The following is a 25,472-nucleotide window of genomic DNA, read 5'->3' as shown; positions in this document are numbered from 1 at the left end:
CCTCCGGGTTCACTCGGCGGCCGCCAGGGCTTCATTGGGATGAGTGGATCGGTCCAGCCAGGCCTCCAGCTGCTTCGCGACGGCGGGGATCGGGTGCCAGGCCGGCCGGGGATCGGAGGCCTTGGGAAGCCATAGGGCGGCGCTCTCGGTGCGAATCCGAGCCAGGGTACGGCGGGCGTCGTCGGCGGTATCGGCTCCCGCAAGGGCGATGCAGGGCACCGCCAGGAAGCGCTGCTCGAGGCGCTCTTCCACCGCCGGCCGGTGCTCGTCGAGACAGGCCACCAGCACCTCGCAGCGCTCGCCGCCGTCGCCGTAGAGGGCGGTCTCCAGGCGCTGTTCCAGATCGCCTAGGTCGTCCTCGGTGCCGTCGCCGGCGGCCAGGATCAGCGTGCCGTCGAAGCTCTCCGCCGGCGCCAGGGTGCGCTCGCCCCACAGGTATCCCCGGTTGACCTCCACCACCTCGCGGGAGTTGTTCTCCTCCAGCAGGCGGCACATGCGGTCGTAGTCCGGGCCCTTGACGTGATTGGGCGGATGGGAGATGTGGAAGGACTTGACCTCTTCGTCGTAGCGGTAGGTCACCCCGACGCGCTTGAGCCGCGCGGCCAGGTCCAGGTCCTCTTTGCCCCAGTGGTCGAAGCGCTCGTCGTTGCCGCCCAGGGCCACAAGGATGTCCCGGCGCATGGAGGCGAGGCCCGCGTGGTCGGCGGTGGCGACCCGCTCGCGGCCACGGTCGGTGGCATCGTGGAGGGAGTCGAGCTCCGCCTGGGTCTTGCCCCACAGCTGCTCGAAGGGCAGATCGATGACCCGGCCCCGGAGACACAGAGGCCCTGGCTCCTCCCGATGCTGCTGGGAAACGTATTGCAGACTCTCCCCGGCCTGGACGATCTCGGCGTTGTTGAACCAAACGTAGCGGCCGCGGGCGAGGCGGGTGCCGAGGTTCTTGACCAGCGCCGAGGAGAAATACTCACCGCCGTCCTGGCGATGCTGGCGGAGGTAGTGGATGGAGGCATCCGGGAAGCTGTGGCGCAGCCTCGCCACCACCTTCCGGGCGCTGTGGTCCGGGGAGTGGTCGTCCACCACGATGAGCTCGTAGCGATCTTGGGGAAAATCCTGCCGTAGAAAGGACAGCAGCGTCAGCTCGAGCTCGCGAGTTTGGTCGAAGCAGGCCAGGACGACCGAGATCTCCGGTGTCGGGGACGGTCCCAGCGCGGGAGAGCGGGGGGCGTCGGCTGCCGAAGTCGAGCTCATCGACTCCCAGCTCCCGGGACTAGCGACTCGTGGACGACACGGGAAATGAATTCACAGCATTGCATAGAGTGCCCCCATGGCCATGTTTATACGAACAGAGACCCAAGGAGGTTGCAGGCGATCGGCAAAAATCCGCCGGATCGTAGGAAGAGCCGCGCCTGGAAAATCGTCGGCGGCGAGGTAGGGAAGCTAAAGCCTCTCAGAACAGAGACTTGCGAGGGGCCAGCGCTGCATAGGGCCGGTACTCAGAACGACATTGGGCACTTCCGAGCCTCTCCACACACAATCAAATCATTGTTGCGACAACAGTCACAATCCATGAAAGATTGAGTATAGGCGCAAGAGGGGGCTGTGGCAATAGCCTGCCAGCTGAGGCGCGCCAAGGAGGCTTCGGACGGGGAGGCCGCAGCGGCCCCGGGGTTCGGTCTAGCGCCGCCGTTGGTGCTCCGCTTCCTGGGCGTCCACCACGCAGATGGCGGTCATATTCACGATGTCGGTGACCTCCACTCCCCGCTGCAGGACGTGGACCGGCTTGTCCATGCCCAGCAGCACCGGGCCGATGGCCTCGGCATCGGCCAGGCGCCAGATCAGCTTGTAGGCGATGTTGGCGCTCTGCAGCTCCGGGCAGATGAGGACATTGGCGGGACCTTTGAGATCGCACCAGGAGTAGCGGTCCTGGAGGATCGATTCCACCACCGCCGTATCCGCCTGCATCTCGCCGTCGATCTCCAGGTCCGGCCAGCGCTCCTTGGCGATCTCCACCGCCTGGCGCACCTTGCGCGCCGATGGGTGGCGGTTGGAGCCGAAGTTGGAGAAGGAGAGCATGGCCACCCGCGGCGTGATGTCGAAGCGGGCGGCGAAGCGGGCGGTGAGGGCAGCGATCTCCGCCAGCTCTTCGGGCTTCGGGTCGATGTTGACGGTGGTGTCGGCGAGGAAGATGAGTCGGTTCTCGAGAATCAGAATGTAGGCGCCGGCGACCCGCCGCACGCCCTCCTCGACCCCCAGGCATTGGAGCGCCGGCCGGATGGTGGCGGCGTAGTCCTGGGTGAGGCCGGAAATCAGCCCGTCGGCATCCCCCTGGGCCACCATCATGGGACCGAAGAAGTTGCGTGAGCGCAGCCGCCGCTGAGCGTCCTCCAGGGACATGCCGTCGCGGCGCCGGCGCTGGTGCAGAGCTTCGGCGTATTGCTCGAATTTCTCCGACTCCAGGTTGTGGACGATGGTCACCTGGTCCTCGGGGATCTCCAGCTCCTTCATGCGCTGGGCGATCTTCTCCCGCCGGGCCAGCAGCACCGGATGGGCGATGCCGCGGTCCACCAGGATCTTGGCGGTGCGCAGGATCTTCTCGTGCTCGCCCTCGGGAAAGACCACCCGCTTGGGATCCCGCTTGGCGCGGTCCAGCAGATCCCGCATCAGCTCGAGGCGCCGGGACACCAGGACTTCCAAGCTGCGCACGTAGGCTTCCATGTCGTCGATGGAGTGGCGGGCGACGCCGGACTCCACCGCTGCTTGCGCCACCGCCGGTGCCACCCGTAGCAGCACTCGGAAATCGAAGGGCTTGGGGATCAGGTACTCCGGGCCGAAACGCAGTCGTTCGAGCCCGTAGGCCTTGAGCACCGAGTCCGGCACATCCTCCCGGGCGAGCTCCGCCAGCGCCCGTACGGCGGCGAGGACCATCGCGTCGTTGATCTCCCGGGCGCGCACGTCGAGAGCGCCGCGGAAGATGAAGGGGAAGCCCAGCACATTGTTCACCTGGTTGGGAAAGTCGCTGCGGCCGGTGGCCATGATGACGTCGTCGCGGGCGGCTTGGGCGTCCTCGTAGCCGATCTCCGGCGTCGGGTTGGCCATGGCGAAGACGATGGGCTCGTCGGCCATGGAGCGCACCATCTCCTGGCTGACGATGCCTCCCACCGAGACCCCCACGAAGACGTCGGCGCCCTTCATGGCGTCCGCCAGGGTGCGCAGATCGGTGTCGACGGCGAACTCCTGTTTGTGGGGCGGCAGCTCGTCCTCGCGCGCGGTGTGCACCACGCCGCGGCTGTCGCACAGGATGGCGTTCTCCCGCCGCAGCCCCATGCGCAGGTAGAGGCGCAGGCAGCCGATGGCGGCGGCGCCGGCGCCGGAGAAGACCATGCGCACGTCCTCGATCTTCTTGCCCACCAGCTCCAAGGCGTTGACCAGGGCGGCACCGGAGATGATGGCGGTGCCGTGCTGGTCGTCGTGGAAGACCGGGATGTCCAGGCTCTCCTTGAGCCGGCGCTCGATCTCGAAGCACTCGGGAGCGCGGATGTCTTCCAGGTTGATGCCGCCGAAGGTGGGCTCCAGGAGCTCGACGGTGCGGATCATCTCCTCCACGTCCTCGGTGGCCACCTCCAGGTCGAAGACGTCGATGTCGGCGAAGCGCTTGAACAGAACGCCCTTGCCCTCCATCACCGGTTTGCCCGCCAGGGCACCGATATTGCCCAGGCCGAGCACCGCGGTGCCGTTGGTGATCACCGCCACCAGGTTGCCCCTGGCGGTGTACTCGAAGGCCTTGAGGGGGTCCTCGCGGATCTCCTCGCAGGGCACCGCCACCCCTGGGGTGTAGGCCAGAGAGAGGTCCCGCTGGGTGGTGGTGGGCTTGGTGGGGATGACTTCGATCTTCCCCTTCCTTCCCCGGGAGTGATATTCGAGGGCGTCGTCCCGATCTGGTGGTTTCATGACCCTGAGTCTACAGCGACGGGGGCCGTGGTTGCTTCTCTCGAGGCTCGAGCGACTTCCAACCAGGCCACGACTCCCACCACCGGTGGAAATTGACCGCCCACCGGGGATGACGTAGCCTCGTTTGGAAGTCCTCGGCCTTCGACCCCGAACCCCGAATCACGGACCGCCGGCCCACGCTCCAAGAGCCGACCGCCGGCCCGCATGCAAAGGAAGCAGCCTTGAGCCTGACCTACGGTGAATATCTGAAGCTGGAGCAACTCCTGGAGCTCCAGCGGCCGCTGTCCAGTGATCCTGAAGAGCACGACGAAACCCTGTTCATCATCATCCACCAGGTCTACGAGCTGTGGTTCAAGCAGGTCCTCCACGAGCTGGAGTGGTTGCAGGGTGCCCTGGAGGCCGATGACGTACCGCGCATCTCGGCCACTTTCAAACGCATCCTCACCATCTTCAAGACCCTGGTGGCGCAGGTGGACGTGCTGGAGACCATGACCCCGGTCTCCTTTCTCTCCTTCCGTTCGCGCATCGACAACGCCAGCGGCTTCCAGTCGGCGCAGTTCCGCGAGATGGAGTTCCTCCTGGGGCATCGGCGCAAGGGGATGATGCGCCACTACGAGGAGGAGCAGGGAGAACAGAGCCGCCTGCAGCAGGCGCTGGAAGGTCGCAGCCTGTGGCAGAGCTTCCTGCGCTATCTGCGCCATCACGATTATGAGATCCCCACGGAGCTGGCGGACGGCGTTCAAGAGACCTCCACCGAGCCATCGCCGGAGGTCCAGCGGGAGCTGATCCGGGCCTACCGCCACGACGACGCGGTGCGAGAGGTCTGCGAGCGCATGGTGGACCTGGACGAAGGGCTCCAGGAATGGCGCTACCGCCACGTCAAGATGGTCGAGCGCACCATCGGCTTCAAGCGCGGCACCGGTGGCTCCTCCGGCGCGGACTACCTGCGCACCACCATCTTCCAGCCTTTGTTCCCGGATCTCTGGGCGATCCGTACCGATTTGTAAAGGAGCTTCTATGAGCCCATCCGAGCTCGAAAAAGGGGGCGCCGGCGGCATCGTGACCGCGCCGCAGCTGTACTCGAATCCCAACGCCTTGGCTCCGGATTACTCGCGCTTTCAGGTCGCCCGGCGGCTGCTCCTCACCGGCCACTCCCACCAGGCCTGGCCCGACTGCGCCTTCGAGGGGCAGCAGCGGGCGTGGCTCGACGCTGCGGAGTTGGTGGACGAGAAATGGTCCCGCGCCTTCGAGCAGGCGGATCGGGTGCGTCGAGGGTTCGCCGAGTTGATGGAGGACGACACGGGCCTCTACGCCCTGGGGGCCAACACCCACGAGCTGCTGGTGCGCTTTCTCTCCGCCCTGCCCCTACGTCAGCGCCCCCGCCTGCTGACCACCGACGGCGAATTCCACACCATCCGCCGTCAGCTGGCGCGGCTCGAGGAGGATGGCTGGCTGGAGGTGCGGCGAGTATCTTCGGCGGTGGCGTCGGAGGTGGTGCCGCGGCTGATGGAGGAGCTCGACGATCGCACCGCCGCGGTGCTGGTCTCGGCGGTACTCTTCCGCAACGCCCATCGGGTCGAGGGGCTGGGAGAGCTCGCCGCCGCCTGCCGGCAGCGGGGGGTGGAGCTGTTGGTGGACGTCTACCACGCCCTGGGGGCCATGCCCTTTCCGCTCTCCAAGCTGGGGTTGGAGGACGCCTTCGTGGTCGGAGGGGGCTACAAATACTGCCAGCTGGGAGAGGGCAACTGCTTCTTGCGCTTTCCGCCGCCGGCGGCCTCGGGGCGCGAGTTGCGGCCGGTGATCACCGGCTGGTTCAGCGAATTCAGCGCTCTCACCGCCTCCGGGCCGGAGGGGCAGGTGACCTACGGGGAGGGAGCCGACCTCTTCGCCGGCTCGACCTACGACCCCACCAGCCACTATCGGGCCGCGGAGGTTTTCGACTTCTTCCGCCATCGCGGGTTGACGCCGGAATTTCTCCGCGAGGTCAGCCAGCACCAGGTGGGCCTGCTGGCGTCGGAGGTCGACGCCTTGGACCTACCCCCGGAATTGCTCACCCGGGATCGGTCCGTGCCGCTCTCGGCGTTGGGAGGCTTCTTGGCCCTGCAATCTCCCGCCGCCGGGGAGCTCTGTGCGGCCCTTCGGCGGGCCGGGGTGCTGGCGGACTATCGGCGCGATGTTCTACGCCTCGGGCCGGCGCCCTATCTCACCGACGACCAGCTGCGGGAAGCGGTTGCTCATCTGGGGGAGGCTGTGGGCGGTCTCGCTTAGCTGCGACAGAGGGCAGCTGCGACGGCGGGCGGGCATGGGCTACACGACACCCCGGCGGTCTTGTTGAGAAGACCGCGGTCAGGGTGCCGGCTGGAGGGGGAATTCGGACAGCCCGGGGCCGGGGGCCCGACCTCTCGAAGCTACTTCGAGGACGGCGCCCAGCCTAGGAGCTTGGGGCGGACAGGGGAGAGGTCAGTTGGCGTCGGAATCGCCTTCGGAGGCGCCGTCGCCATTGCCTTCGGAGTCGTCCTCCTCATAGGCGTAGCGCAGGTCCTCGGGAATCTCGAACTCCAAGCTCTCCTTGCAGAACTTCTTCCACTCGTCGTCGACGGAGTCGAAGATGTAGTCCTCGGAGTCGAAGACATCCTTCACCACGGTGAAGTTGTCCTGGAGGTAGACGATGCTCTCGTCGTTGAGCTCGTCCTTGTCCTCGCGATCCTTCTCCTGCCAGTTGGGGAAGGCGCGCAACTCCTTCAGGTAGTACGCCTTGCTGTACTTTCTCATCTCGGCCATTTCGGACACCTTCTACGGTCGATAGCCGGGCACTCTTCGAGCCCGGCCGGGTTGTCTCGGCTCACGGGGTCAATCGCTCTCGAACAGGCAGCTCGGAAGCTGACCGGCGGTCGGGGATTCAGCTCGGCTGCTCGCCGGCCTCCGCCTGACGCCGCTTCTCGTCCTCTTCCATCTTCTTGCGCAGGCTCAGTGGGCGCATGTCGGTCCACACCTCCTCGATGTGGTCCAGGCACTCTTGCTTGGTGCCGCTCTTGCCCACATCGTGCCAGCCGAGGGGATTCTCCCGGTCGTCGGGCCAGATGGAATACTGCTCTTCGTGGTTGATGACCACCTTGTACGTAGTTTGATCGTCTTCTTCGTCCCAGCTCATGGTCGACTCCTTGAGGTCTTTAGTCTCGGTCCGGCTATCGGCTGCGAAGCGTCCCGGACGTCCGGAAGTGCTCTGGAGACTGCCGCCGGTAACGGATCCAGCCACAAGACTCCGCCAGGCACTATAGTGTCACCGTCAGGGCGGATCGGGACAAGACTCTATCAACTCGCCCGTACCCTAGTTAACCCAAGATTTCTGAAATATCCCCAGCCTGCCGTTCCTCGGGCGCCTGATCCCGCCGGAAGAGCCTGCCCCCGGGGGCTCCGATGAGCTCCGCCCGGTCGCCTTCGACGCGCACCATGCTGCCCTCACGGATTCCTACGACCAGAGTGTCGTTGAGTTGGTGGAATTCGCGAATTCGGGTCTCCCGAGTCTCTCCCATGTGCTGGCTGTCGGGGTCCGGATCCAGATAGTGGGGATTGAGATTGAACGGCACCAACCCCAGGGCGTCGAAGGTGGGTGGGTAGATGATGGGCATGTCGTTGGTGGTCATGATGCTCACCCCGGCGACATTGGAGCCGGCGCTGGTACCCATGTACGGCATACCCTCCGCCACCCGTCGGGCCAGTGGCGTCACCAGGCCGTGCTCGATCATGCGGGTCAAGAGCAGGAAGGTGTTGCCGCCGCCGATGAAAACCGCCTCGCCCGCCGCCACCGCCGCCGCCGGATCCGCCGCCCGGTGGACGGAGGTGAGCTCCAGGCCGAGGGCCGCGAACCGCTCCGCCGCCAGTTGTTCGTAGCCGTCGACGTCGACCTGGGCGAAGGGCACGAAGAGCACTCGGTTGACGCCGTCGAAAAGGCGCTGCATCTGCGCTTCGCAGTGGTCGAGGTAGCCGGTACCGTGAACCCGCGAGCTGCTGACCAGTAGGATCTTCCGCATCAAATCACTCTCCTCGTTCTGTGCGCCCTGGGCTTTCCTTGGGTTCTGGGTCTCGCTTGCGCGCCGGGGGCATCGAACGCCGTACCAGAGCTTCTCCCCAGGAGGTCGGCAGCCGGGTCAGGGCGCCCATGAACAGGCGCATCTGCCAGGGAAAGACAACCTCTCCGGCGCGCTTCTCTAGGGCGGAGGCGATGCGCCGGGCGGCGCGCTCCGTGGGCCACAGGAAGGGCATGGGGAACTCGTTTTGGTCGGTGAGCTCGCTGACCACGAAGCCGGGGCAAATAGTGGAGACGGCGATGCCGTGGCGGCGCAGCGATAGGCGAAGGCTTTGCAGGTGCACCCGCATGGCGGCCTTGGAGCCACAGTAGGCGGCGGTGTCCGGCAGGCCGAAGAAGGAGGCCACCGAGGCGACCCCCGCCAGGTGACCGCCGCCGCGCTCCAGGAAGCGGGGTAGCGCCCAATCGATGAGGCGCAGCATGCCGAAGAAGTTGACGTCGTAGGTGTTGGCGGCGCGTCCGGGCTTGAAGCGGTGGGGCGGCTCGGGGCGGCCGAAGCCGGCGTTGGCCACCGCCAGGGTCACCGGTCCCAGCTCTGCCTCCAGCTGGTCGAGAGCCTGGTGCAGGGCTTCGCCGTCCAGCACGTCGGCGACGGCGAAAGCGGCTCGGTGGCCCGCTTGCTCGAGCTCTCCCGAGAGCTGTTCCAGGCGTTCCCGCCGCCGGGCCAAGAGGCCCACCGCGACCCCCCGGCGGGCAAGCTCCCGCGCCAGGGCCTCACCGATGCCGGAAGAGGCACCGGTGATCACCGCGACCTGACCGTTGAGAACGCTCAGTTGCCGGCCTCGCGCTCGCGCCGTACCTGAATGAAGGAGCGCACGCACAGCGCCACGAAGATCGCCGACAGCACCGCCATGGTGGCTCTCGAGAGGGTGGCCGCATCGGGAGCACCGCCGGTGACCAGAGCCCACAGGCCGCTGACCGTTCCCAGAAAGCCGAGGAGGGCGATCATGGCGGCGGCGTGCATGGCGTGCTTGAGCAGGCTCTCGCGGCGGGCGATCCAGCCGGCGATGAGAACGGGGATGCCGAAGAAGGCGGGGATCAGGGCGGTGATGCTGATTCCCCCGGTGGCGAAATAGCCGATGAGGCCGAGGGCGATGAGAGCGAGTCCGTAGACGATGGTGACTTGAGGCATGGGTCCTCCCGCTGTGATGGGGCGATGGCGAAGGGTGTTTCGTGGCGGATTCTATACAACCCCAGCGTGGGACGTTGGCGGGTTCGGTTTCCGGATTCGCCACGCCTTGTCCCGCCTGGCCAGTATTTATGCACATACCTGCTGACTGAATGTTTTAATTGCTCCGTCAAGACCATTGTGCAGGTCTTCCTGTTCGACGAGGGCAGACTTCCATCCATTCATCGACGAGGAGAACCGATGAAACTTCCGTTCACTGTGAAAACCCTTCTGGCGGTCGGCACCGCGCTGGCGGTTTGCCTGGCGCTGACCCCCGCCCCGGTCAGCGCCCAGTCGTTCTCGATCACCTTCCAAGGCCCCACCAACGGCATCGGCGGCATCGGCCCCGGCGACATCCTGGTGCCGACGGCGCCGGCGCCGGGGCTAGGACCGCTGCCGGCACCGACGGTGGCGATCACCAACTGGGCCCTGGGCATTGCCCCGCCGCCGACCTGGAATCTGCCGGAGCTGGACGCCGTGTCCTTCGGCCGGGTGCTGATTCTCACCGACAACGGTGCCGGCGGCTGGGGCTCGGCCCCGGGCTTCCGTTTCTCCGTAGACCCCTATGCCGGCGGCATCGCCGGTAGCCCGGCGGCTCCCAACGTCTTCAGCGAGGGCGTCTTCGGCCCCGCCGAGGCGAGCGCGGATCAGTACGACAACCTGCCGCTACCTCTGGCGCCGGTGGGGCCGGCAGTGGTCTTCGGCAACACCATCGCCCTCGACGGCAACGGTCTGGCTCCGCCGGCGGCGGTGCCCGGCATCGGCCTCATCGAGCCCAATCCCCCGACTCCGGGCTTCCCGGATCCCGGCGACACTCTCGATGCGCTGGCCATGGTGCCCCCGGCCTTCCCGGTCTACTTCTCCCTGGACGCCGCCTGGGGCGATCCGCTGGACGGTCCTCCGGCCAACCTCGGCTCGGCGCCCGCCAACGGCTTCCTGCCCGGTGACGTGATCGTGACCCCGGCGGCCGGCGCGGCTCCCTTCGTCTTCGCCCCCGCCGCTGCCCTCGGCCTGGGTCCCCAGGACGATCTGGACGCCCTGACGCTGATGGAGAACGGCGATGGCTTCTTCAGCCCGTCGAAGCGGCCCTTCGACTGGCAGACCGACCCCCGCATCGACATGCTCTTCTTCTCCGTGCGTCGCGGATCGCCCATCATCGGGGCCCTGGACAGCGTGTTCGGCATTCCCATCACCGAGGGTGACATCCTGATTCCGCCGGTGAACGGCGCTGCCACCCCAGGGATCTTCGTCGCTGCCGAGGCGCTGGGTCTTGTCACCAACCGCGGCGGCGGTGGCAATCCGCCCTTCCCGCCCCACTCCGACGATCTGGACGCCCTGGCGTTGCCGCCTTGCTGATCGTCTCCACGGACCCTCGTTGACGAGTGGTTCCAACGCCGGCCGACGCCCTGGAGGCATCGGCCGGCGTTTCGTTTTCGATCCGATAGACTCTCCCCCATGGCGCGTTCCGAGTCCCCCCAAGCCACCCTCACCACCGAATCCGACCCCCTCGCTCAGGCCCTGCGGGAGACCTTCGGTCACGGGGCCTTCCGCACCGGTCAGCGGCGGGCCGCCCAGGCGGTGTTGGACGGCCGCGACGTGGTGGCGGTGATGCCCACCGGTGCCGGCAAGTCGCTGTGCTATCAGCTGCCGGCGCTGCTGCTGGAGGGGACCACGGTGGTGATCTCGCCCCTCATCGCCCTGATGAAGGATCAGGTGGATGCTCTGCGCCAGCGCGATGTCGCCGCGGCGGCGATCCACTCCGGCTTGACCGCCGGCGAGCGCCAGCGGGCGGAGCGGGACCTGGCGGAGGGGCGGTTGAAATTGGTCTACGTGGCCCCCGAGCGCCTTGCCAGCCGCCGCTTCCAGGCCGGTCTGGAGCGCGCCCATCCTTGCCGTCTGGTGGTGGACGAGGCCCATTGCATCAGCCAGTGGGGCCACGATTTCCGCCCCGACTATCGGCGGCTCGGCCAGCTCCGGCGTCAGCTGGGGGTGCCGGCGGCGGCGTTTACCGCCACCGCCACCCCGGAGGTACGGGAGGACATCGGCCGCCAGCTGAGCCTGGAGGAGCCGCTGGAGCTGGTCACCGGCTTCGCCCGCCCGAATCTCACCCTGGCGGTGGAAGAATGTCCGGATCGGGTGAGCAAGGCTCGGGCCCTCGACCGCATCGTTCGCGAGATGGGACCGCCGGGCATCGTCTACGCTTCCACCCGCAAGAACGTCGAGCTGTGGGCGGCCATGCTCGAGCAGCGTGGCCTCAAGGCGGCGAGCTACCACGCTGGTCTCGACGACGGCGAGCGACGGCGGGTGCAGGAGGAGTTCCTTGGCGGCGAGCTGGAGGCCATCGCCGCCACCAACGCCTTCGGCATGGGCATCGACAAGGCGGATATCCGCTTCGTCGTCCACGCGGATCTTCCCGGTAGCGTCGAAGCCTACTACCAGGAGGCCGGCCGCGCCGGCCGCGACGGTTTGGAGGGGCGCTGTGCGCTGCTCTACTCGCCGGTGGACATCCGTACTCAAGAATTCTTCATCTCCGGTTCCAACCCCGACGTCGAGACTTTTCACCGCGTGTGGGCAGCCCTCGGCGAGGGCTGGGACGACTCCCAGATCGAGAGCGCCGCCGGCACCGCCGCGGCGGACCGTATGGCGGCGGCGACGGCGGCCCGGCTGTTGCGCCAGGCCGCCGCCGAGGAGCGGGTGCCCCTCGGCCAGGGGCCGCCGCCGGTGGACCTGGCGGCGCAGCGCACCAAGGCCCGTCGGGATTCCCAGCGGCTGCGCTGGATGGTCGACTATGCCGACCATCGGGGCTGCCGGACGTCGTTCATTTACCGGTATTTTGCGGGTTCTGGCGGGGCTGGCGCAGACGGGACGGGCACCAGTGCCGAGGATGCGGTGGAGGAATGTGGCACCTGCGATGTGTGCCGGGGCTGGCGGTTTTCCGGCGGCCGCGAGCCCACCGACGAGGAGCTCCTGCAGGTGCGCATCGCCCTTTCCGGTGTAGCCCGCCTGTCGGGGCGCTTCGGCATGCAGAAGGTGGTGCAGATGCTCACCGGCAGCCGTGCCCGGGCGCTGCTGGAGCGCGGTCTCGACCGCCTACCGACCTATGGCAAGCTGGCGGCCCTGGGGCAGGACGGCACGAAGGCTCTCTTGGGGGTTCTCATCGAGGCCGGCTTGGTCCAGCGTCGGGGCATCGAGGGCGGCCGGCCGGGAGCGTTCGTTCTCGCCCTCAGCGCCGCTGGCCGGGAGGTGATGCACGGCCGTGACCGGCCTCGCCTGCCGCTGCCGGAGCGCGCCGCCGCCGGACCCCGCCCTGCGGCGGCGCCGGATCTGCGCGTTCCCTCGTCCAGCGCCGCCCGCAACAGTCTTTCCGAGGACCCGGCCCTCGGGTCGGTGGATGCCGAGCTCTTCGAGCGGCTGCGGGAATGGCGCGGCGAGGAGGCCCGGCGGCGCAGCCTACCGGCTTACGTGGTCTTTCACGACAGCACCCTCGAGCAGCTAGCGGCCCTCCAGCCGCGGGACGAGGAGCAGCTGCTCCGGGTCAAGGGCATTGGTCCCGCCAAGGTCGAGAGCTACGGCGAGGCGCTGTTGGCGCTCTTGGCGGAATCGCCGGAGGAAGGCTCCGAGTCGCCGTAGCGATTCGCCCGGTAGCGCATGTTGAGCATCTCGATGGCCAGGGCGAAGCCCATGCCGAAGTAGATATACCCCTTGTTCAGGTGCTGGTCGAAGCCTTCCGCCACCAGCAGCACTCCGATCATCACCAGGAAGCTCAGGGCGAGGATCTTGATGCTCGGCCGGCGGTCGACGAAGTCGCCGATGGGGCCGGCGAAGATCAGCATCACGATCACCGCCAGAATTACCGCCGTCGCCATGATGGCGAGGTGGTCAGCCATGCCCACGGCGGTGATCACCGAGTCGAGACTGAAGACCAGATCGAGGAGGGTGATCTGGACCAGCACCGCTCCCATGGTCTTCACCGAGGCGCCGGCGGCGGCCTCCGCCGCCGGGTGCTTGGCTTCGACCTTGTCGTAAATCTCGAGAGTGGCCTTGGCGAGCAGGAAGAGACCGCCGAGGATGAGGATCAGATCCCGTCCGGAGATGCCTTCCCCGAAGATGGTGAAGAGGTCGGTGTTGAGCTTCATCACCCACGCCAGGGAGGCCAGCAACACCAGGCGCGAGACCAGGGCCACGATGAGCCCCAGGCGGCGTGCCCGCAGCTGCTTCTCCGGCGGCAGCTTGCCCGCCAGGATGGTGATGAAGACGATGTTGTCGATGCCCAGGACGATCTCCAGGGCCGCGAGGGTGATCAGGCTGATCCAGGCTTCGCTCGAGGTCAACAGCTCCATCATGGGACTTGGGTCTCCTCCGTATGGGCCTTCCTGCAGGCCATCAAATAGGCCCTCTACGCTGCCCCGGGCTCGGCGCCTCGGGAGCGATACGGCTCCCTACGCTCCGGCCGAGGGAAGGCCGGAGCGTAGGATTTCTCTCTACTCTTCCTCGCTCTTGGCCGACCGAGTACTACCCCGGCGTCGCCGGGTCTTGGGCTTGTCCTCGGCGTCGTCGTCCTTGGCGGACTCCGCTTCCTTCTTGGCTTTGGAGCTGCGGGTAGAAGAGCTACGGGTTGAGGACCGGCGCCGTCGGGTCTTGGGCTTGTCCTCGCCCTCGTTCTCGTCATCACCCTTCGATTGGGCCTCCTCCGCAGCCTCTTCCTTGGCCTTGGTGGTCTTGGTTGAAGAGCTGCGGGTAGAGGACCGGCGTCGCCGGGTCTTGGGCTTGTCCTCGGCGTCGTCGGCCTTGGTGTCGGCCTTGGTCTCAGGTTCTTCCGGAGCTTCGTCCTTGGCCTTGGCGGCCTTGGTAGAGGAGCTACGGGTGGAGGATCGGCGTCGCCGGGTCTTGGGTTTGTCCTCGGCGTCGTCGTCAGCCTGAGTGTCGGCCTTGGCCTCAGGTTCTTCCGCAGCCTCTTCCTTGGCCTTGGTGGCCTTGGTAGAGGAGCTACGGGTAGAGGATCGGCGTCGCCGGGTCTTGGGCTTGTCCTCGGCGTCGTCGTCGGCCTGGGTGTCGGCCTTGGTGTCGGCCTTGGCTTCGGCCTCTTCCGGAGCTTCGTCCTTGGCCTTGGTGGCCTTGGTAGAGGAGCTACGGGTGGAGGATCGGCGTCGCCGGGTCTTGGGCTTCTCCTCAGAAGCCTCGGCTTCCTTGGCATCCTGAGCTTCGTCGCTCTGGGGTGCGTCCTCTGCGGCATCCGCGTCCTTCTTGGCGCGGGTGCTGCGGCGTCGCCGGGTCGGTTTGGGAGCTTCGGCCTCCTGGGCCGAATCCTCCTGGGACGGCTTGGCGGCCTGGGTCTCTTCCTTGCCGCCCTCTTCCTGCGCGCTTTCCTCCTGCTTGGCAGATTCCGCCACCGGCCTCAGATACCAGGGCTGGCCGAATTTCTGGCGGATTCGCTCTTCCGAGGGAGGCTGATCCGGAAGGGTGGGCTTGACCGGAGCGATTCCCACGTGGGGCCGGTTGCCGCCCTTCTTGCGCTGGGTGGGCTGAGTATCCCAATGGGGCTGCTGGTCCGAGCCGCCGGAGGATTCGCGGCGGCTGCGGCCGGAGCGGCCCCGGCGACCGCCGGTGCCCTTGTCGCGGTTTCCAGTGTCGCGGTTTCCGGCGTCCCGACTGCCCTTGTCACGGGTTCCGGTGTCGCGGTTGCCGCGGTTGTCGTCGTCTTGGTCCTTCCCGCGGCCACGGCTGCGGCTCCTGGAGCGACGCTCCTGAGAGTCCCGCTGCTGCGCTGAGGAGTCGTCCTCGCTGGCCGCGCTCTTGTCCTCGCCGCCGCGGGAACGGGTGCTGCCGGAGCGGCCCCGCCGCCGCCGGCGGCGCCGGCGCCCGGTGCTCTCCTCGTCGCCATCCTGATCCGAGTCCTTCGAATCCTGACTTGTCTTGGCAGCTTTTTCGTCCGCCTTGTCGCTGTCCTTGGAGGAATCCCGCTGCTGCGAGCCCTGCTGCTCCTGCTGGCTTCCGGAGGCATCCTTGCCGGCTCCGTCTCCGCCGGAGCTCCCCCGCCGCCGTCGTCGCCGCCGCCGACGACGACGCGGCTTCTTCTCCTCGCCGTCCTGCTCTTCGCCGGAGCCACTGTCAGCGGCGCCATCACTGGCGGCGGCGCTCTCGGCCTTTGAAGCCTCTTCCTCCTCAGACCGGCGGGAGCGACCGCGGCGTCGACTGCTGCGGCCGTCCATCAGATCCGAGGCGGTGAGGGCTGCCACCGCACTCCTCGGCGGGGCGGTGCCCTCGCTCTTCGAGCCCTGGCCGCGCTTCCACTCGACCTGCTCTTCGGAGCGGTGCAGATGAGTGGCGGCGACGATCTCGATGCGGATGCCGTATTCCGCCTCCAGCTGGGCCAGCTCCCGCCGGCGGTTGTTTTGGATGCCGTCGGCGAGCTCCGGATGCAGGGCGATGCGCACCGCCCGCAGATCGCCGGCGGCGGCCCGGGCTTCGATGCGCCGCAGCAGGCTCAGGCCGACGAACTCGGGGCTGGCGATAGTACCGCTGCCGCTGCAGGTAGGGCAGGGGCGGTGGGTGCGCAGCTGCAGTGCTTGTTTGATCCGCTGGCGGTTGATCTCCAGCAGGCCGTTGTCGCTGATGCGGCCGATGGAGACCCGGGCGCGGTCCACCTTCATGGAGTCCCGCAGGGCCTTCTCCACCTTGCGGTGGTTGCGGCGGTGCCGCATGTCGATGAAGTCCACCACCACCAGGCCGCCGATGTCGCGCATGCGCAGCTGGCGGGCGACCTCCGCGGCGGCTTCCAGGTTGGTGCGGGCGACGGTGTCCTCGTGACTGTTGCCGCCGCGGGTGCGGCCGGAGTTGACGTCGATGGCGGTGAGAGCTTCGGTGCCGTCGATGACGATGGAGCCGCCGCTGGGAAGCTGTACCGTGCGGTCGTAGATGCGGTCGATCTGCTCGTCCAGGTGGAAGCGGGCGAAGAGCGGGATGCGCCCGTCGTAGCGGATCAGCTTGGTGCGCGCCCGCGGCATGAAGGCGCGCATGTATTGCTCGGCCTTCTTGAGCACGTCGTCATCGTCGACGTGGACTTCTTCGATGGAGCTGTCCAGATAGTCCCGCAGGGCCTGCAGCACCAGGTCCTGATCGCTGTAGAGCAGGCGCGGCCCCTTGCCCTTGGAGAGCTCGGCGGCGATGCGCTTCCACAGCCGCAACAGAGCGTTGAGGTCGCGGTTGAGGTTGGTCTTGCTCTGATCCTGGGCGTTGGTGCGGGCGATGGCACCGCAGCCGTCGGGCATGTTGAAGCCGCCCATCTGCTCGCGCAGGCGCTTGCGGTTCTGGTCGTCCTCGACCTTGCGCGACACGCCGCGGGTGTCGTCGAAGGGAGTGAGCACCATGTAGCGCCCGGCGAGGCTGATGCTGGTGGTGAGGGCGGCGCCCTTCTGGCCTACCGCTTCTTTGGTGACCTGCACCAGGATCGGCTTGCCGCGCTCCAGCACGTCGGCGATCTTGGGGCGGCCCTTGCCGCCGTACTTCTTGTGATAGGCATCGGGAACGATGTCGTCCCCCGGCAGGAAACCGTGGCGCTCGGCGCCGTAGTCGATGAAGGCGGCGTTGAGACTGGATTCGATCTTGGCGACGACGCCGCGGTAGATGTTGCCGCGGGTGAGGCCGGATTCGGCGGCCTCTACTTCGTAGGCTTCGAGAATTCCGTTGTCAATGATCGCCACGCGCAGCTCGTCGCTATGCCGCGCGTTGATCAGCATTTTTCGGCTCAAGTTGTCTCCATTTCTCTCTGGCCGCCGGGCGGGGGTCGCGCAGCTCTACTGCGCGGCGGCCTACCGCCGGCGGGCCGGGTGCCCGTGCCCGAGGGCTCCTGGGCTGTGGTACCGATCAGGGGCGGCGCTCTACCCTGCGGCTTCCATTGAACGAACGGAGACCGGAAGATAGGCGCGCTGCCGTAGAATTGACGGCGCCGGGGGCTTCGATAGCCGGCCGGCGAACGATCCTCCATGAATGAGCTCGACTCCAGCATCACCCCGGAATCACGGGGGGCGGTACGCCGAGCCTGGCTCTTGGGCCTGGTCGCGGTGGCGGTGGTCCTCGCCCTGATCACGCGGCTCGATCTATCGCCGCGGGTGGAGGCGGACTTCTTCTTCGCCACCGACGATCCCCAGCTTCGCACCTCGGCGGCCATCGACGAGCTATTCCCGTCGAGCCCTCAAATGCTGGTCTTTCTCGCCGGCGATCCGGCGGCGACGAGCTATGCCGAGGCGGTGGGGCGCCTCTCGGAGGGGCTCTCGGCCACCTCCGGGGTAGCGGAAGTGTACAGCCTTACGGCGGGTCCGGCGAGCCCCACGGGGGTAAAGAATAGCCCTTTATGGCGCCGATTGCTGATTCCAGGGGGTGAAATAGAGTCTGGAACCCCTTCGCCAAGCGCCTCGGGGAGTCTGGTTTTGGCGGAGTTGGAGGAGGAAATCTCCGCTTCACCGGTGGTTTCGGCGGTGGAGGAGCTGGTCGCCGCGGCGGTGGCCCAGGAGCCGGCCCTCGACAGCGCCGCCATCTCCGGCGTTCCCTACGTGGTGGAGCAGGTCCGCCGCCGCCTGGTGCGCGACCTGCGCACCTTCAGTCTGGTTTCTCTGCTGCTCTTCGGGTTGGCGGTGGCGTTGGTCTTCCGCTCGGTGGCGGTGGTCTCGGGCACCCTGGTGCTGTGTTCTTTGGCCTGCGCGCTGACCCTCGGCGTGCTGCGGTTGCTGTCGGTGCCCATCGGTTTGCTCACCGCCAACCTCGCCACCATCGTCTTTGTTCTCACCCTCTCCCACCTGATCTTCCTGACCGCTGCCTACCGCCGCGGCGACGCCGCCGAACCCGCAGCGGAAAGGGCTCGCCGGGCGGTGCGGGAGACTCTGCCGGCGTCCTTTTGGTGCGCCGTCACCACCTTCTTGGGCTTCGCCAGCCTGTTGTTCACCAGCGCCCGGCCCATGCGGGAGCTGGGGCTGGCGGGGATGATCGGCACCGCCGTGGCTTTGGCGGTGGCCTTTGCCGGCCATCCCACCTTCCTGCGGGCGGCGCGACTGCCGCCGGCGGGCGGTGGGCGTTGGTCGTTGCCGGCGGCGTCTCGGGGGGTGGTCCTCGGTCTGGGGCTGCTGACGTTGGTGGCAGCGGCGGGGTTGCCGCGGCTGGACACCGACCCTAGCCTGCTCTCTTACTTTGCGCCCGGCAGCGAGCTGCGGGAGGGCCTGGCGACCCTCGACCGCGGCGGCGGCTCCAGCCCGCTGATGATGGTGGTGGAGGACGCCAGCGGCGGCCGATTCGATCAGCCCGAGGTCGCCGGCCGTCTCGCCCAGGCCCAGGCGGCGCTGGAGGCGGATCCGGCGGTGGGCACCGGCCTGTCCCTGGCGGTGCTCTTGGAGGAGGCTCGCCAGGTACCGTTGGCGCGCTTCCTAGGCCTGCCCCAGCTCCTCGCCATCCTCGACAGCCCGGCCTACGACCAGGTGGCGTCCAACTTCGTCACGCCGGACCGCGAGTCGGCGTTGGTCTTCCTGCGCATGCGCGAGGAGGCGCGGCCCGATTCCCGGGAGCCCAGGTCGCGGGAACAGGTGGTCCAGCGTCTCGAGGGCATGGTGCTCGAAGAGGGGCTCGAGCCCCGCCTGGTGGGTGGTCTCTACGCCCTCCAGGGTCAGCTCTCCGCCCTGGTGGGGCGCAGCCTGCTGATGGGATTGGGAGCTCTGGCCGGGCTCTTTCTGCTCATCGCCGTGGGCATCTCCCGCAGTCCGCGCATCGCCGCCGCCATGGTCGCCTGTCTGCTGGCGCTGCCGGTGCTGATCCTCGGCACCCTCGCCTGGCTCGGTCGGCCGCTGGACGTCATCGCATCCCCCGCCGCCAACGTCGCCATCGCCCTGGGTATCGACAGCATGATCCATCTGGTCCTCGCCCGCCGCCGGCTGCAGGGGGGCGGGCTCGCGCCGGCGAAGGCTTGGGATGCGGCGCGCCGCCGCATGGCCCCGCCGATCCTCACCGCCGCCCTGGTGCTGGCCGCCGGATTCGGCATCTTCGGCCTGTCGAGCTTCCCGCCCACGCGCAACTTTGGCTTGGCGGTGGTGGTGGGTACGTTGGCGGCTGCCGCCCTCGCCCTCTTCGCCTTACCCTGGCTGGCCGGCTCGCATCGGGGGGCAGCTGCGGGCGCAGGGACGACAGAGCCCGGAGAGAAGTCTTCTCAATAGGGCGGGATCCGGAGGGCGTAGCCTCCTCCCGTGGCGTTGGTGGCGAAGATCAGCCCCACGACCTTCATGTCGTTCGTGCCCACCACCGCGGAGCCCGAGTCCCCTTGCGCCACGGTGCCGGCGGCGAAGGTGATGACGTTGTCGAAGAACGCCCAGGTGGAGTCCTTCCAGGAAATCACCGCTCTGCCGACCAGGCCGGCAATGGTGGTGGTCTGCACCGCCGCGGTGACCTGGCCCACCCATTTCACGTTTTCTCCGTTGACGGGAGCGCGGTAGCCCGTGGGCTGTCCGATGCCGTAGATATTGGTGGCGCCGGTCTCGGTGGTCATGTTGCAGTAGGCGAAATCGTAGCGATTGAAGGTCGGGACCGGAGGGTTGCGGCTGTCCATGGCGGTGACCGGCATGTAGCCGGTGACGGAGGTCAGGCTGTTGCCGAAGAGGCCCTGTTCCGGCTGGTAGACGGTGCCGCCGATGTTGCCGTTCTTGGAGATCACGTGGTTGTTGGTGAGCAACCGATACTTGCCGCTCCAGGCCAAGTTGCAGCCCAGGGTGCCCGTCCCTTCGCTGAAGAATCCTTCGGAGACGCTGATCTTGTAGCCGCCGGGAGCCGGCCGTTTTTTCTCGTCCAGCGCCGCCAGGCGGATGGGTCCGACCTCCACCACCTTGGTGCGGATGGAGAGGATGTGGATCGCACCCTCGGCGTCGTGGGTGTGGTGCTCCACCGTCGGCGGCACGAAGAGGTCCGAGGGTCCCATCTCCTCGCGGGCCTTCTTCTTCTCCACGTGGACTTCGAGGCGATAGTCGCCTTTCTCGAATTCACGGGCGCCGATGTATTGGATGTTGGGGCTGGAGAGCCAATGCTGAACGCCGAGGACGGCCTGCTCTACCTGCTCGAGGGTCGGTTCCATGACGGACTCCTTTCGAGGACAGGGCTCGCGGCTCGGACGATCCCGGGGTTGATGGAGCGAACTCTGTCATGAGAGTCGGGGCGGTCGCAAGCGCATTTGGACCCGACCGGGGACACTGCTGGGCCACGGCTCGGGTACACTCGCCATCGACACTGGCGAGAGTCACCACCGTTAACCCCCAGCCGCAGGAGTCATGACCTACATGGAAGCCTCGCACCAACAAATCCCGCCCCGGGAACGCCTCATCCTCGCCCTCGACGTCGCCACGCCGGAGGAGGCCCGGGAGTGGGTGGAGCGGTTGGGGGAGAGTGTGGAGTTCTACAAGCTCGGCCTCGAGCTCTTCATGGCCGGCGGGTACTTCGAGCTGGTGGAAGATCTGCGGCGGCGGGGCAAGAAGATCTTCGTCGACCTCAAATTCTTCGACATCCCCCAGACCGTCGCCTCGGCGGTGCGCCAGCTCAACGGGCGCGGAGTGACCTTCGCCACGGTGCACGGCAACGACGGCATCCTGAAGGCCGCGGCGGAGGCCAAGGGGGACGTTCAGATCCTCGGCGTGACGGTGCTCACCAGCCTCGACCAGGGGGATATGGACGATCTGGGCTTCCAGACCGACATCCCGACCCTGGTGCGCTCCCGGGCGCGGCGGGCCATCGAGCACGGCTGCGACGGTGTGGTGGCCTCGGGTCATGAAGCGGCGGCGATTCGCCGCGAGCTCGACAAGGCCGGGCTGGGGGGTAGGATCGTGGTCCCGGGGATCCGGCCCGGCGAGGGTCGTAGGAGCGACGACCAGAAGCGCACCGTGGACGTGGAGAAAGCCTTCGAGAAGGGGGCGGATTACATCGTCGTCGGTCGACCCATCCGCGGCGCCGAGGATCCCAAGGCCGCCGCCGAGGCCATCCAGCAGCGCATCGCCCGGCATTTCGGCGCCGACTAGCTAGGCCCGCCCCGGACCCACCCCAGCGAATCAACCGGCGGCTCAGCAAGCCAATCAGCGAGCCAATCAGCCAGCGAACGAGACAGGGAGCAGCAGCATGCGAGTGATGGAGATCCGAGACGCCTTCGGACTGGAGAACCTACAAGCCGCCGACCGTTCAGACCCCCAGCCGGGGCCTGGGGAAGTGCAGCTGGCGATGCGGGCGGCGTCCCTCAACTATCGCGACCTGCTGATGGTGCGCGGCCACTACAACCCCCGTCAGCCGCTGCCGCTGATCCCGTGCTCCGACGGCGTCGGCGAGGTGACGGCGGTGGGCGAGGGAGTGAGCCGGGTGGCCGTCGGCGACCGGGTGGCCACCACCTTCAGCCAGCGCTGGATCGCCGGTGAGCCGACGCCGGAGCGCCTGCGCTCAACCCTCGGCGGCCCGCTGGACGGCACCCTGGCCCAGTCCATGGTGCTGGACCAGGAGGGGGTGGTGAAGGTCCCGGAACACCTCACCGACGAGGAAGCGGCAACCCTCACCTGCGCCGGCCTCACCGCCTGGAGCGCCCTCTTCACCCACGGCGATGTCCAGCCCGGGGATACGGTGCTCACCCTCGGCACCGGCGGCGTCTCCATCTTTGCTCTACAGCTGGCGAAGCTCGCCGGCGCGCGGGTGATCATCACCTCCTCCAGCGACGAGAAGCTCGAACGGGTGCGCCAGCTCGGCGCCGACGAGACCCTCAACTACCGCCAGACCCCGGAGTGGGGCAAGGCGGTGCGCGAGCTCACCGACGGCCGCGGAGTCGACCTGGTGGTGGAGGTGGGCGGCGCCGGGACCCTGGCCGAGAGCCTCAAGGCGGTGCGGTTCGGCGGCCGCATCGCCATGATCGGGGTGCTCTCCGGCGTGGCGACGGAGCTCGCCGTCACCACTCTGTTGATGCAGCAGGTGCGCATCCAGGGCATTCTGGTGGGGCATCGGGACGGCTTCGAGGCGATGAACCGTGCCGTCGCCGCCGCCGAGATGCGGCCCGTGGTGGATCGCACCTTCCCGCTGGCGGAAACTCGCGAGGCGCTGGAGACCATGGGGCGGGGCGAGCACTTCGGCAAGATCTGTCTGAATCACTTCGCGGACCTTTGACTGCCGGTAGTGTCCTAGTTTGAATCCGCTCAGGCCTCGGCACTGCTAGCCACCGCAGGCAGTGGCGTCGGAGCGGCGCGCGGAAAACTCGCTGACGCTCAAACAGTTCCGCGCGTTCTTCCGCTCCGACTTTCGCCTGCGGTGGGCGCCTCGGAGTCTTCGCGGAATTCAAACTAGGACACTACCTGACCGCCGAGGTTCTGAGCCGGGGAGGCGGTCTGTAGTAGGATTCGCCGTCGGTCCCCGCCGGGCCGTTCCCCGAACGCTCAAGACCCCTCCCCAACGACGGAAGGATCGTTCCGATGCCCTACGCCCTAGAGAAGGCCAAGCAAGAGATCGCCGACCTGTTGGCGAAGGCCACCGGTACCGAAGTCCTCGACAGCAAGAGCGCGCCGCCCAACGTCGACGCCGACCTGGCGGTGCCGATCTTCCCCATCGCCAAGCAGCGCGGTGTCAACCCCGCCGCCCTCGCTCAGGAGCTCGCCGACGGCCTCGACCTGGAGGGCACCCTGCTGGCGGCGGTCACCGCCACCGGCGGCTTCGTCAATTTCAAGCTGGCGGACGACGCCTTCACTCGCGGAGTCTTCGCCGACTTCGCCCAGCGCGGAGCCGACTACGGCGGCTCGGCGGAGGGCGCCGGCCGCACGGTGGTGGTGGATTTCTCCTCGCCGAATATCGCCAAGCCGTTCTCCGTCGGCCACCTGCGCTCGACGGTCATCGGTCAGGCGCTGGTCAATCTGCATGAATTTCTCGGTTTCAAGGTGGTGGGGGACAACCACATCGGTGATTGGGGCACCCAATTCGGCAAGCTGCTCTACGCATTCGAAGTCTGGGGCGACCGGGAGAAGGTAGCCCAGGAGCCCATCCGCGAGCTCTTGGCCCTCTATGTGCGTTTTCACGAGGAGGCCCAGGACAACCCGGCCATGGAGGACGAGGCGCGGGCCTGGTTCCGCCGGCTGGAGGAGGGGGACGAAAAGGCCCGGGAGCTGTGGGAGTGGTTCCGGGAGGTCAGCTGGACCGAGTTCCAGCGGGTCTACGATCTGCTGGGAGTACGCTTCGACGAGGTCCTGGGGGAGAGTTTCTACAACGACCAGCTGGACGACGTGGTGGACGAAGCCTTCGACAAAGGCCTGGCGGAGTGGAGCGAGCTGGCGCCGCGCACCGCCGTCGGCGACGGTCCCGAAGAATCCGCCAGCGCCGAGCCGGAGCGGGTGGCCATCATCCCCTTGGCGGAGCACGGCATCGAAACGCCGCTCCTGGTTCGCAAGAGCGACGGCACCTCCCTCTACGCCACCCGCGACCTCGCCACGATCAAATACCGGGTCGAGCATTGGGCGCCGGAAGCCATCCTCTACGTGGTCGGCGGCGAGCAGCGGCTGTACTTCCAGCAGCTCTTCCAGGCGGCGGAGCTACTCGGCTACGGTGCCCAATGCGAGCACGTGCCCTTCGGCCTGATCCGTCTGCCCAAGGGCCGCATGTCCACTCGCAAGGGGCGGGTGATCTTCCTCGAAGACGTTCTCGACGAGGCCATTTCCCGAGCCGAGGCGGTGCTCGAGGATCGCGAGCTCTCCGACGACGAGAAGGCCACCATCGCCCGCATGGTGGGCATCGGCGCGGTGAAGTGGGCGGATCTATCCCAGACTCGCACCAAGGACGTGCTCTTCGACTGGGACAAGATGCTCAACCTCCAGGGGGATTCGGCGCCCTACCTCCAATACGCCTACGTGCGCACTCTCTCCATGCTGCGCAAGGCGCCGGAGGGTCTCGGGGAGGCGGATCCGGATCTGTTGGGGGAGCCGTCGGAGGTGGAGCTGGTGAAGGCGCTGGCGCGATTCCCGGAGGCTGTGGCCGCCGCCGTCCAGGGGCGCTTCCCGCACCTGGTGGCCACCTATCTCATCGCCCTGGCGCGGGATTTCAGCTCGTTCTACAACCAGGTGCCGGTGCTGCAGGCGGAGACGCCGGAGCTGGTGGCGGCGCGGCTGGAGCTGTGCCGCATGACCGCCCAGGTGATCCGCCGGGGCCTGGGGCTGCTGGGCATCGAGTGCCCGGAGCATATGTAGCGCTCGGAGCCTTCGTCAGCAGCAGAGGCACGCCACGCGTGTGGCCATTCTCACCGACAGAAATCCCTCACCGACAGAAGTCAAAGTGACCGAGGAAGGGCACCATCTTCGCCTCGTCCCCCACCGTGCCGGTGAGCACCGGTGCGTCGTCCGCACCGATGGTCTCCGGGAAGGGACCGCTCCAGATGGCGATGCGCATCCGGTGGTCCTGAGGGCATTCGGCGAGGAAGAGAGCTAGGAGCTCCTCGCGGCGGCGCATCTCGTCGAGATCGCCGATGCCCACCACGTAGAGCAGCTCGGCGCCGGCGGCGGAAAGGGAGCCGCGGCGCAGCACTTCCCGCAGGTCGACCTGGACGCCGTTGTCCTCCAGGGCTTGCAGATCGTCGCGGGTGCCGGTGAAGAAGTCGGTGACGATGCGGCGGTCTTCCGGGCTCATGGCCGCCTGGGCGCCGGCGAGGAATTCGAAGAAGAGGAAGACGTGCTCGCCGTCCGTCGCTTCGATCAGCTCGCCCTCGGTGGAGTCGTCGGTCTCGACCTCGATTTCCGTCGCTGGAGCTTCCGGTGGGGCCTCCGGCGGTAGAGGCTCGTCGACTGGGCTCTCGTCGATGGGGCCCTCGTCGGTGGGCGGCTCGTGCGGTGCGGGGGCCTCGGGGGCTGGCGGCGCTTCCGGCGGCAGCTCCGGAGCTGGCGGCTCGGGAAGCTCGCCGTCGCTGAGGATGGTCATGCGCATGACCCAGGGAATCTCCAGGGCGATGGCCGCGTGGTATCCCTCCGGCAGCTCCTCCGCTCCCAGCAGATCCCGCGCCCGGTCCGCCTGGGCTGCGGGATCTTCCAGACTCTCGATGGTCTGTTTGGCGGTCTGCACGCCCCAAAAGGCCAATCCCGCCACCAACGCCGCCACCAGCAGCATCAGGCAGCCGCAGCCGGTGGCCAGCACCAGGCAGGTCTTGGAGGTCGAATTTTGCGCGGCCATGGGTGACTCCCTTCGTCGCCGCGGTGCATCGGCAGCCGCGGCCTCGCCCCGGGGAGTTTACCTCGGCGGTCTCCCGGGGCT

General features: G+C 67.6%; 19 protein-coding genes. 8 read left to right on the top strand and 11 right to left on the bottom strand.

Translation table 11 applies throughout. The annotated features are described in order from the left end of the window. Positions 1 to 9: 9 nt before the first annotated feature. On the bottom strand, positions 10 to 1,248 hold the full coding sequence (locus SX243_00275) for a glycosyltransferase (protein ID MDY7091383.1): 1,239 nt from the start codon (positions 1,246 to 1,248) through the stop codon (positions 10 to 12). A gap of 426 nt (positions 1,249 to 1,674) precedes the next feature. Then, complete coding sequence (locus SX243_00270; GenBank protein MDY7091382.1) at positions 1,675 to 3,948, bottom strand: NADP-dependent malic enzyme; 2,274 nt, start codon at positions 3,946 to 3,948, stop codon at positions 1,675 to 1,677. 221 nt (positions 3,949 to 4,169) lie between these two features. Between SX243_00270 and SX243_00265 the strand changes: the two genes are divergently transcribed. Then, positions 4,170 to 4,955 (top strand): tryptophan 2,3-dioxygenase family protein, encoded by a 786-nt coding sequence (locus tag SX243_00265; protein MDY7091381.1) that lies wholly within the window; start codon positions 4,170 to 4,172, stop codon positions 4,953 to 4,955. Between the two features lie 10 nt (positions 4,956 to 4,965). Continuing rightward, entirely contained in the window at positions 4,966 to 6,216 is a 1,251-nt protein-coding gene (locus tag SX243_00260; GenBank protein ID MDY7091380.1) for a kynureninase, read from the top strand. 192 nt (positions 6,217 to 6,408) lie between these two features. Here the strand turns inward: SX243_00260 and SX243_00255 are convergent, their stop codons facing one another. From SX243_00255 to SX243_00235, 5 genes are all read right to left on the bottom strand, one after another. Further along, positions 6,409 to 6,729 (bottom strand): hypothetical protein, encoded by a 321-nt coding sequence (locus SX243_00255; GenBank protein MDY7091379.1) that lies wholly within the window; start codon positions 6,727 to 6,729, stop codon positions 6,409 to 6,411. Between the two features lie 118 nt (positions 6,730 to 6,847). Next, positions 6,848 to 7,099, bottom strand: coding sequence for an MbtH family protein (locus SX243_00250; GenBank protein ID MDY7091378.1), 252 nt, complete (start codon positions 7,097 to 7,099; stop codon positions 6,848 to 6,850). Positions 7,100 to 7,280: 181 nt separating this feature from the next. Continuing rightward, complete coding sequence (gene pepE / locus SX243_00245) at positions 7,281 to 7,979, bottom strand: dipeptidase PepE (GenBank protein MDY7091377.1); 699 nt, start codon at positions 7,977 to 7,979, stop codon at positions 7,281 to 7,283. 4 nt (positions 7,980 to 7,983) lie between these two features. Further along, positions 7,984 to 8,781: an SDR family NAD(P)-dependent oxidoreductase gene (locus SX243_00240; GenBank protein MDY7091376.1), complete on the bottom strand. Its 798-nt coding sequence runs from the start codon at positions 8,779 to 8,781 to the stop codon at positions 7,984 to 7,986. A 23-nt stretch (positions 8,782 to 8,804) separates the two neighbouring features. Beyond that, the gene (locus SX243_00235; protein ID MDY7091375.1) at positions 8,805 to 9,167 is read right to left on the bottom strand and encodes a hypothetical protein; all 363 of its coding nucleotides are present in this window, start codon (positions 9,165 to 9,167) and stop codon (positions 8,805 to 8,807) included. A gap of 237 nt (positions 9,168 to 9,404) precedes the next feature. Between SX243_00235 and SX243_00230 the strand changes: the two genes are divergently transcribed. Together SX243_00230 and SX243_00225 are read left to right on the top strand one after the other, a co-directional pair. Then, a complete protein-coding gene (locus SX243_00230; GenBank protein ID MDY7091374.1) occupies positions 9,405 to 10,559 on the top strand; it encodes a hypothetical protein in 1,155 nt (384 codons plus the stop codon). A gap of 99 nt (positions 10,560 to 10,658) precedes the next feature. Then, positions 10,659 to 12,833: an ATP-dependent DNA helicase RecQ gene (locus tag SX243_00225; GenBank protein MDY7091373.1), complete on the top strand. Its 2,175-nt coding sequence runs from the start codon at positions 10,659 to 10,661 to the stop codon at positions 12,831 to 12,833. Here SX243_00225 and SX243_00220 read toward each other — a convergent pair. Beyond that, a complete protein-coding gene (locus SX243_00220) occupies positions 12,770 to 13,546 on the bottom strand; it encodes a TerC family protein (protein ID MDY7091372.1) in 777 nt (258 codons plus the stop codon). The genes SX243_00225 and SX243_00220 overlap by 64 nt on opposite strands. A gap of 138 nt (positions 13,547 to 13,684) precedes the next feature. Then, positions 13,685 to 16,951, bottom strand: a complete 3,267-nt coding sequence (locus SX243_00215; GenBank protein MDY7091371.1) for an Rne/Rng family ribonuclease — start codon at positions 16,949 to 16,951, stop codon at positions 13,685 to 13,687. A gap of 234 nt (positions 16,952 to 17,185) precedes the next feature. On the opposite strand from SX243_00215, the gene SX243_00210 reads away from it, so the two are divergent. Further along, a complete protein-coding gene (locus SX243_00210; protein ID MDY7091370.1) occupies positions 17,186 to 19,396 on the top strand; it encodes an MMPL family transporter in 2,211 nt (736 codons plus the stop codon). Here SX243_00210 and SX243_00205 read toward each other — a convergent pair. Further along, positions 19,390 to 20,304: a hypothetical protein gene (locus SX243_00205; GenBank protein MDY7091369.1), complete on the bottom strand. Its 915-nt coding sequence runs from the start codon at positions 20,302 to 20,304 to the stop codon at positions 19,390 to 19,392. The genes SX243_00210 and SX243_00205 overlap by 7 nt on opposite strands. Positions 20,305 to 20,497: 193 nt before the next feature. On the opposite strand from SX243_00205, the gene pyrF reads away from it, so the two are divergent. The 3 genes from pyrF (at position 20,498) to argS (ending at position 24,418) form a co-directional block, all read left to right on the top strand. Beyond that, positions 20,498 to 21,238, top strand: coding sequence for an orotidine-5'-phosphate decarboxylase (pyrF, locus tag SX243_00200; GenBank protein MDY7091368.1), 741 nt, complete (start codon positions 20,498 to 20,500; stop codon positions 21,236 to 21,238). Between the two features lie 97 nt (positions 21,239 to 21,335). Then, positions 21,336 to 22,358, top strand: a complete 1,023-nt coding sequence (locus SX243_00195; protein ID MDY7091367.1) for an NAD(P)-dependent alcohol dehydrogenase — start codon at positions 21,336 to 21,338, stop codon at positions 22,356 to 22,358. Positions 22,359 to 22,660: 302 nt separating this feature from the next. Beyond that, entirely contained in the window at positions 22,661 to 24,418 is a 1,758-nt protein-coding gene (gene argS / locus SX243_00190) for an arginine--tRNA ligase (protein ID MDY7091366.1), read from the top strand. 67 nt (positions 24,419 to 24,485) lie between these two features. Here the strand turns inward: argS and SX243_00185 are convergent, their stop codons facing one another. Next, positions 24,486 to 25,391 (bottom strand): hypothetical protein, encoded by a 906-nt coding sequence (locus SX243_00185; protein ID MDY7091365.1) that lies wholly within the window; start codon positions 25,389 to 25,391, stop codon positions 24,486 to 24,488. Positions 25,392 to 25,472 lie beyond the last annotated feature (81 nt).

This window comes from Acidobacteriota bacterium, assembly GCA_034211275.1.
Lineage (GTDB): Bacteria > Acidobacteriota > Thermoanaerobaculia > Multivoradales > JAHZIX01 > JAGQSE01.
This window is presented reverse-complemented; position numbering and strand designations above follow the sequence as displayed.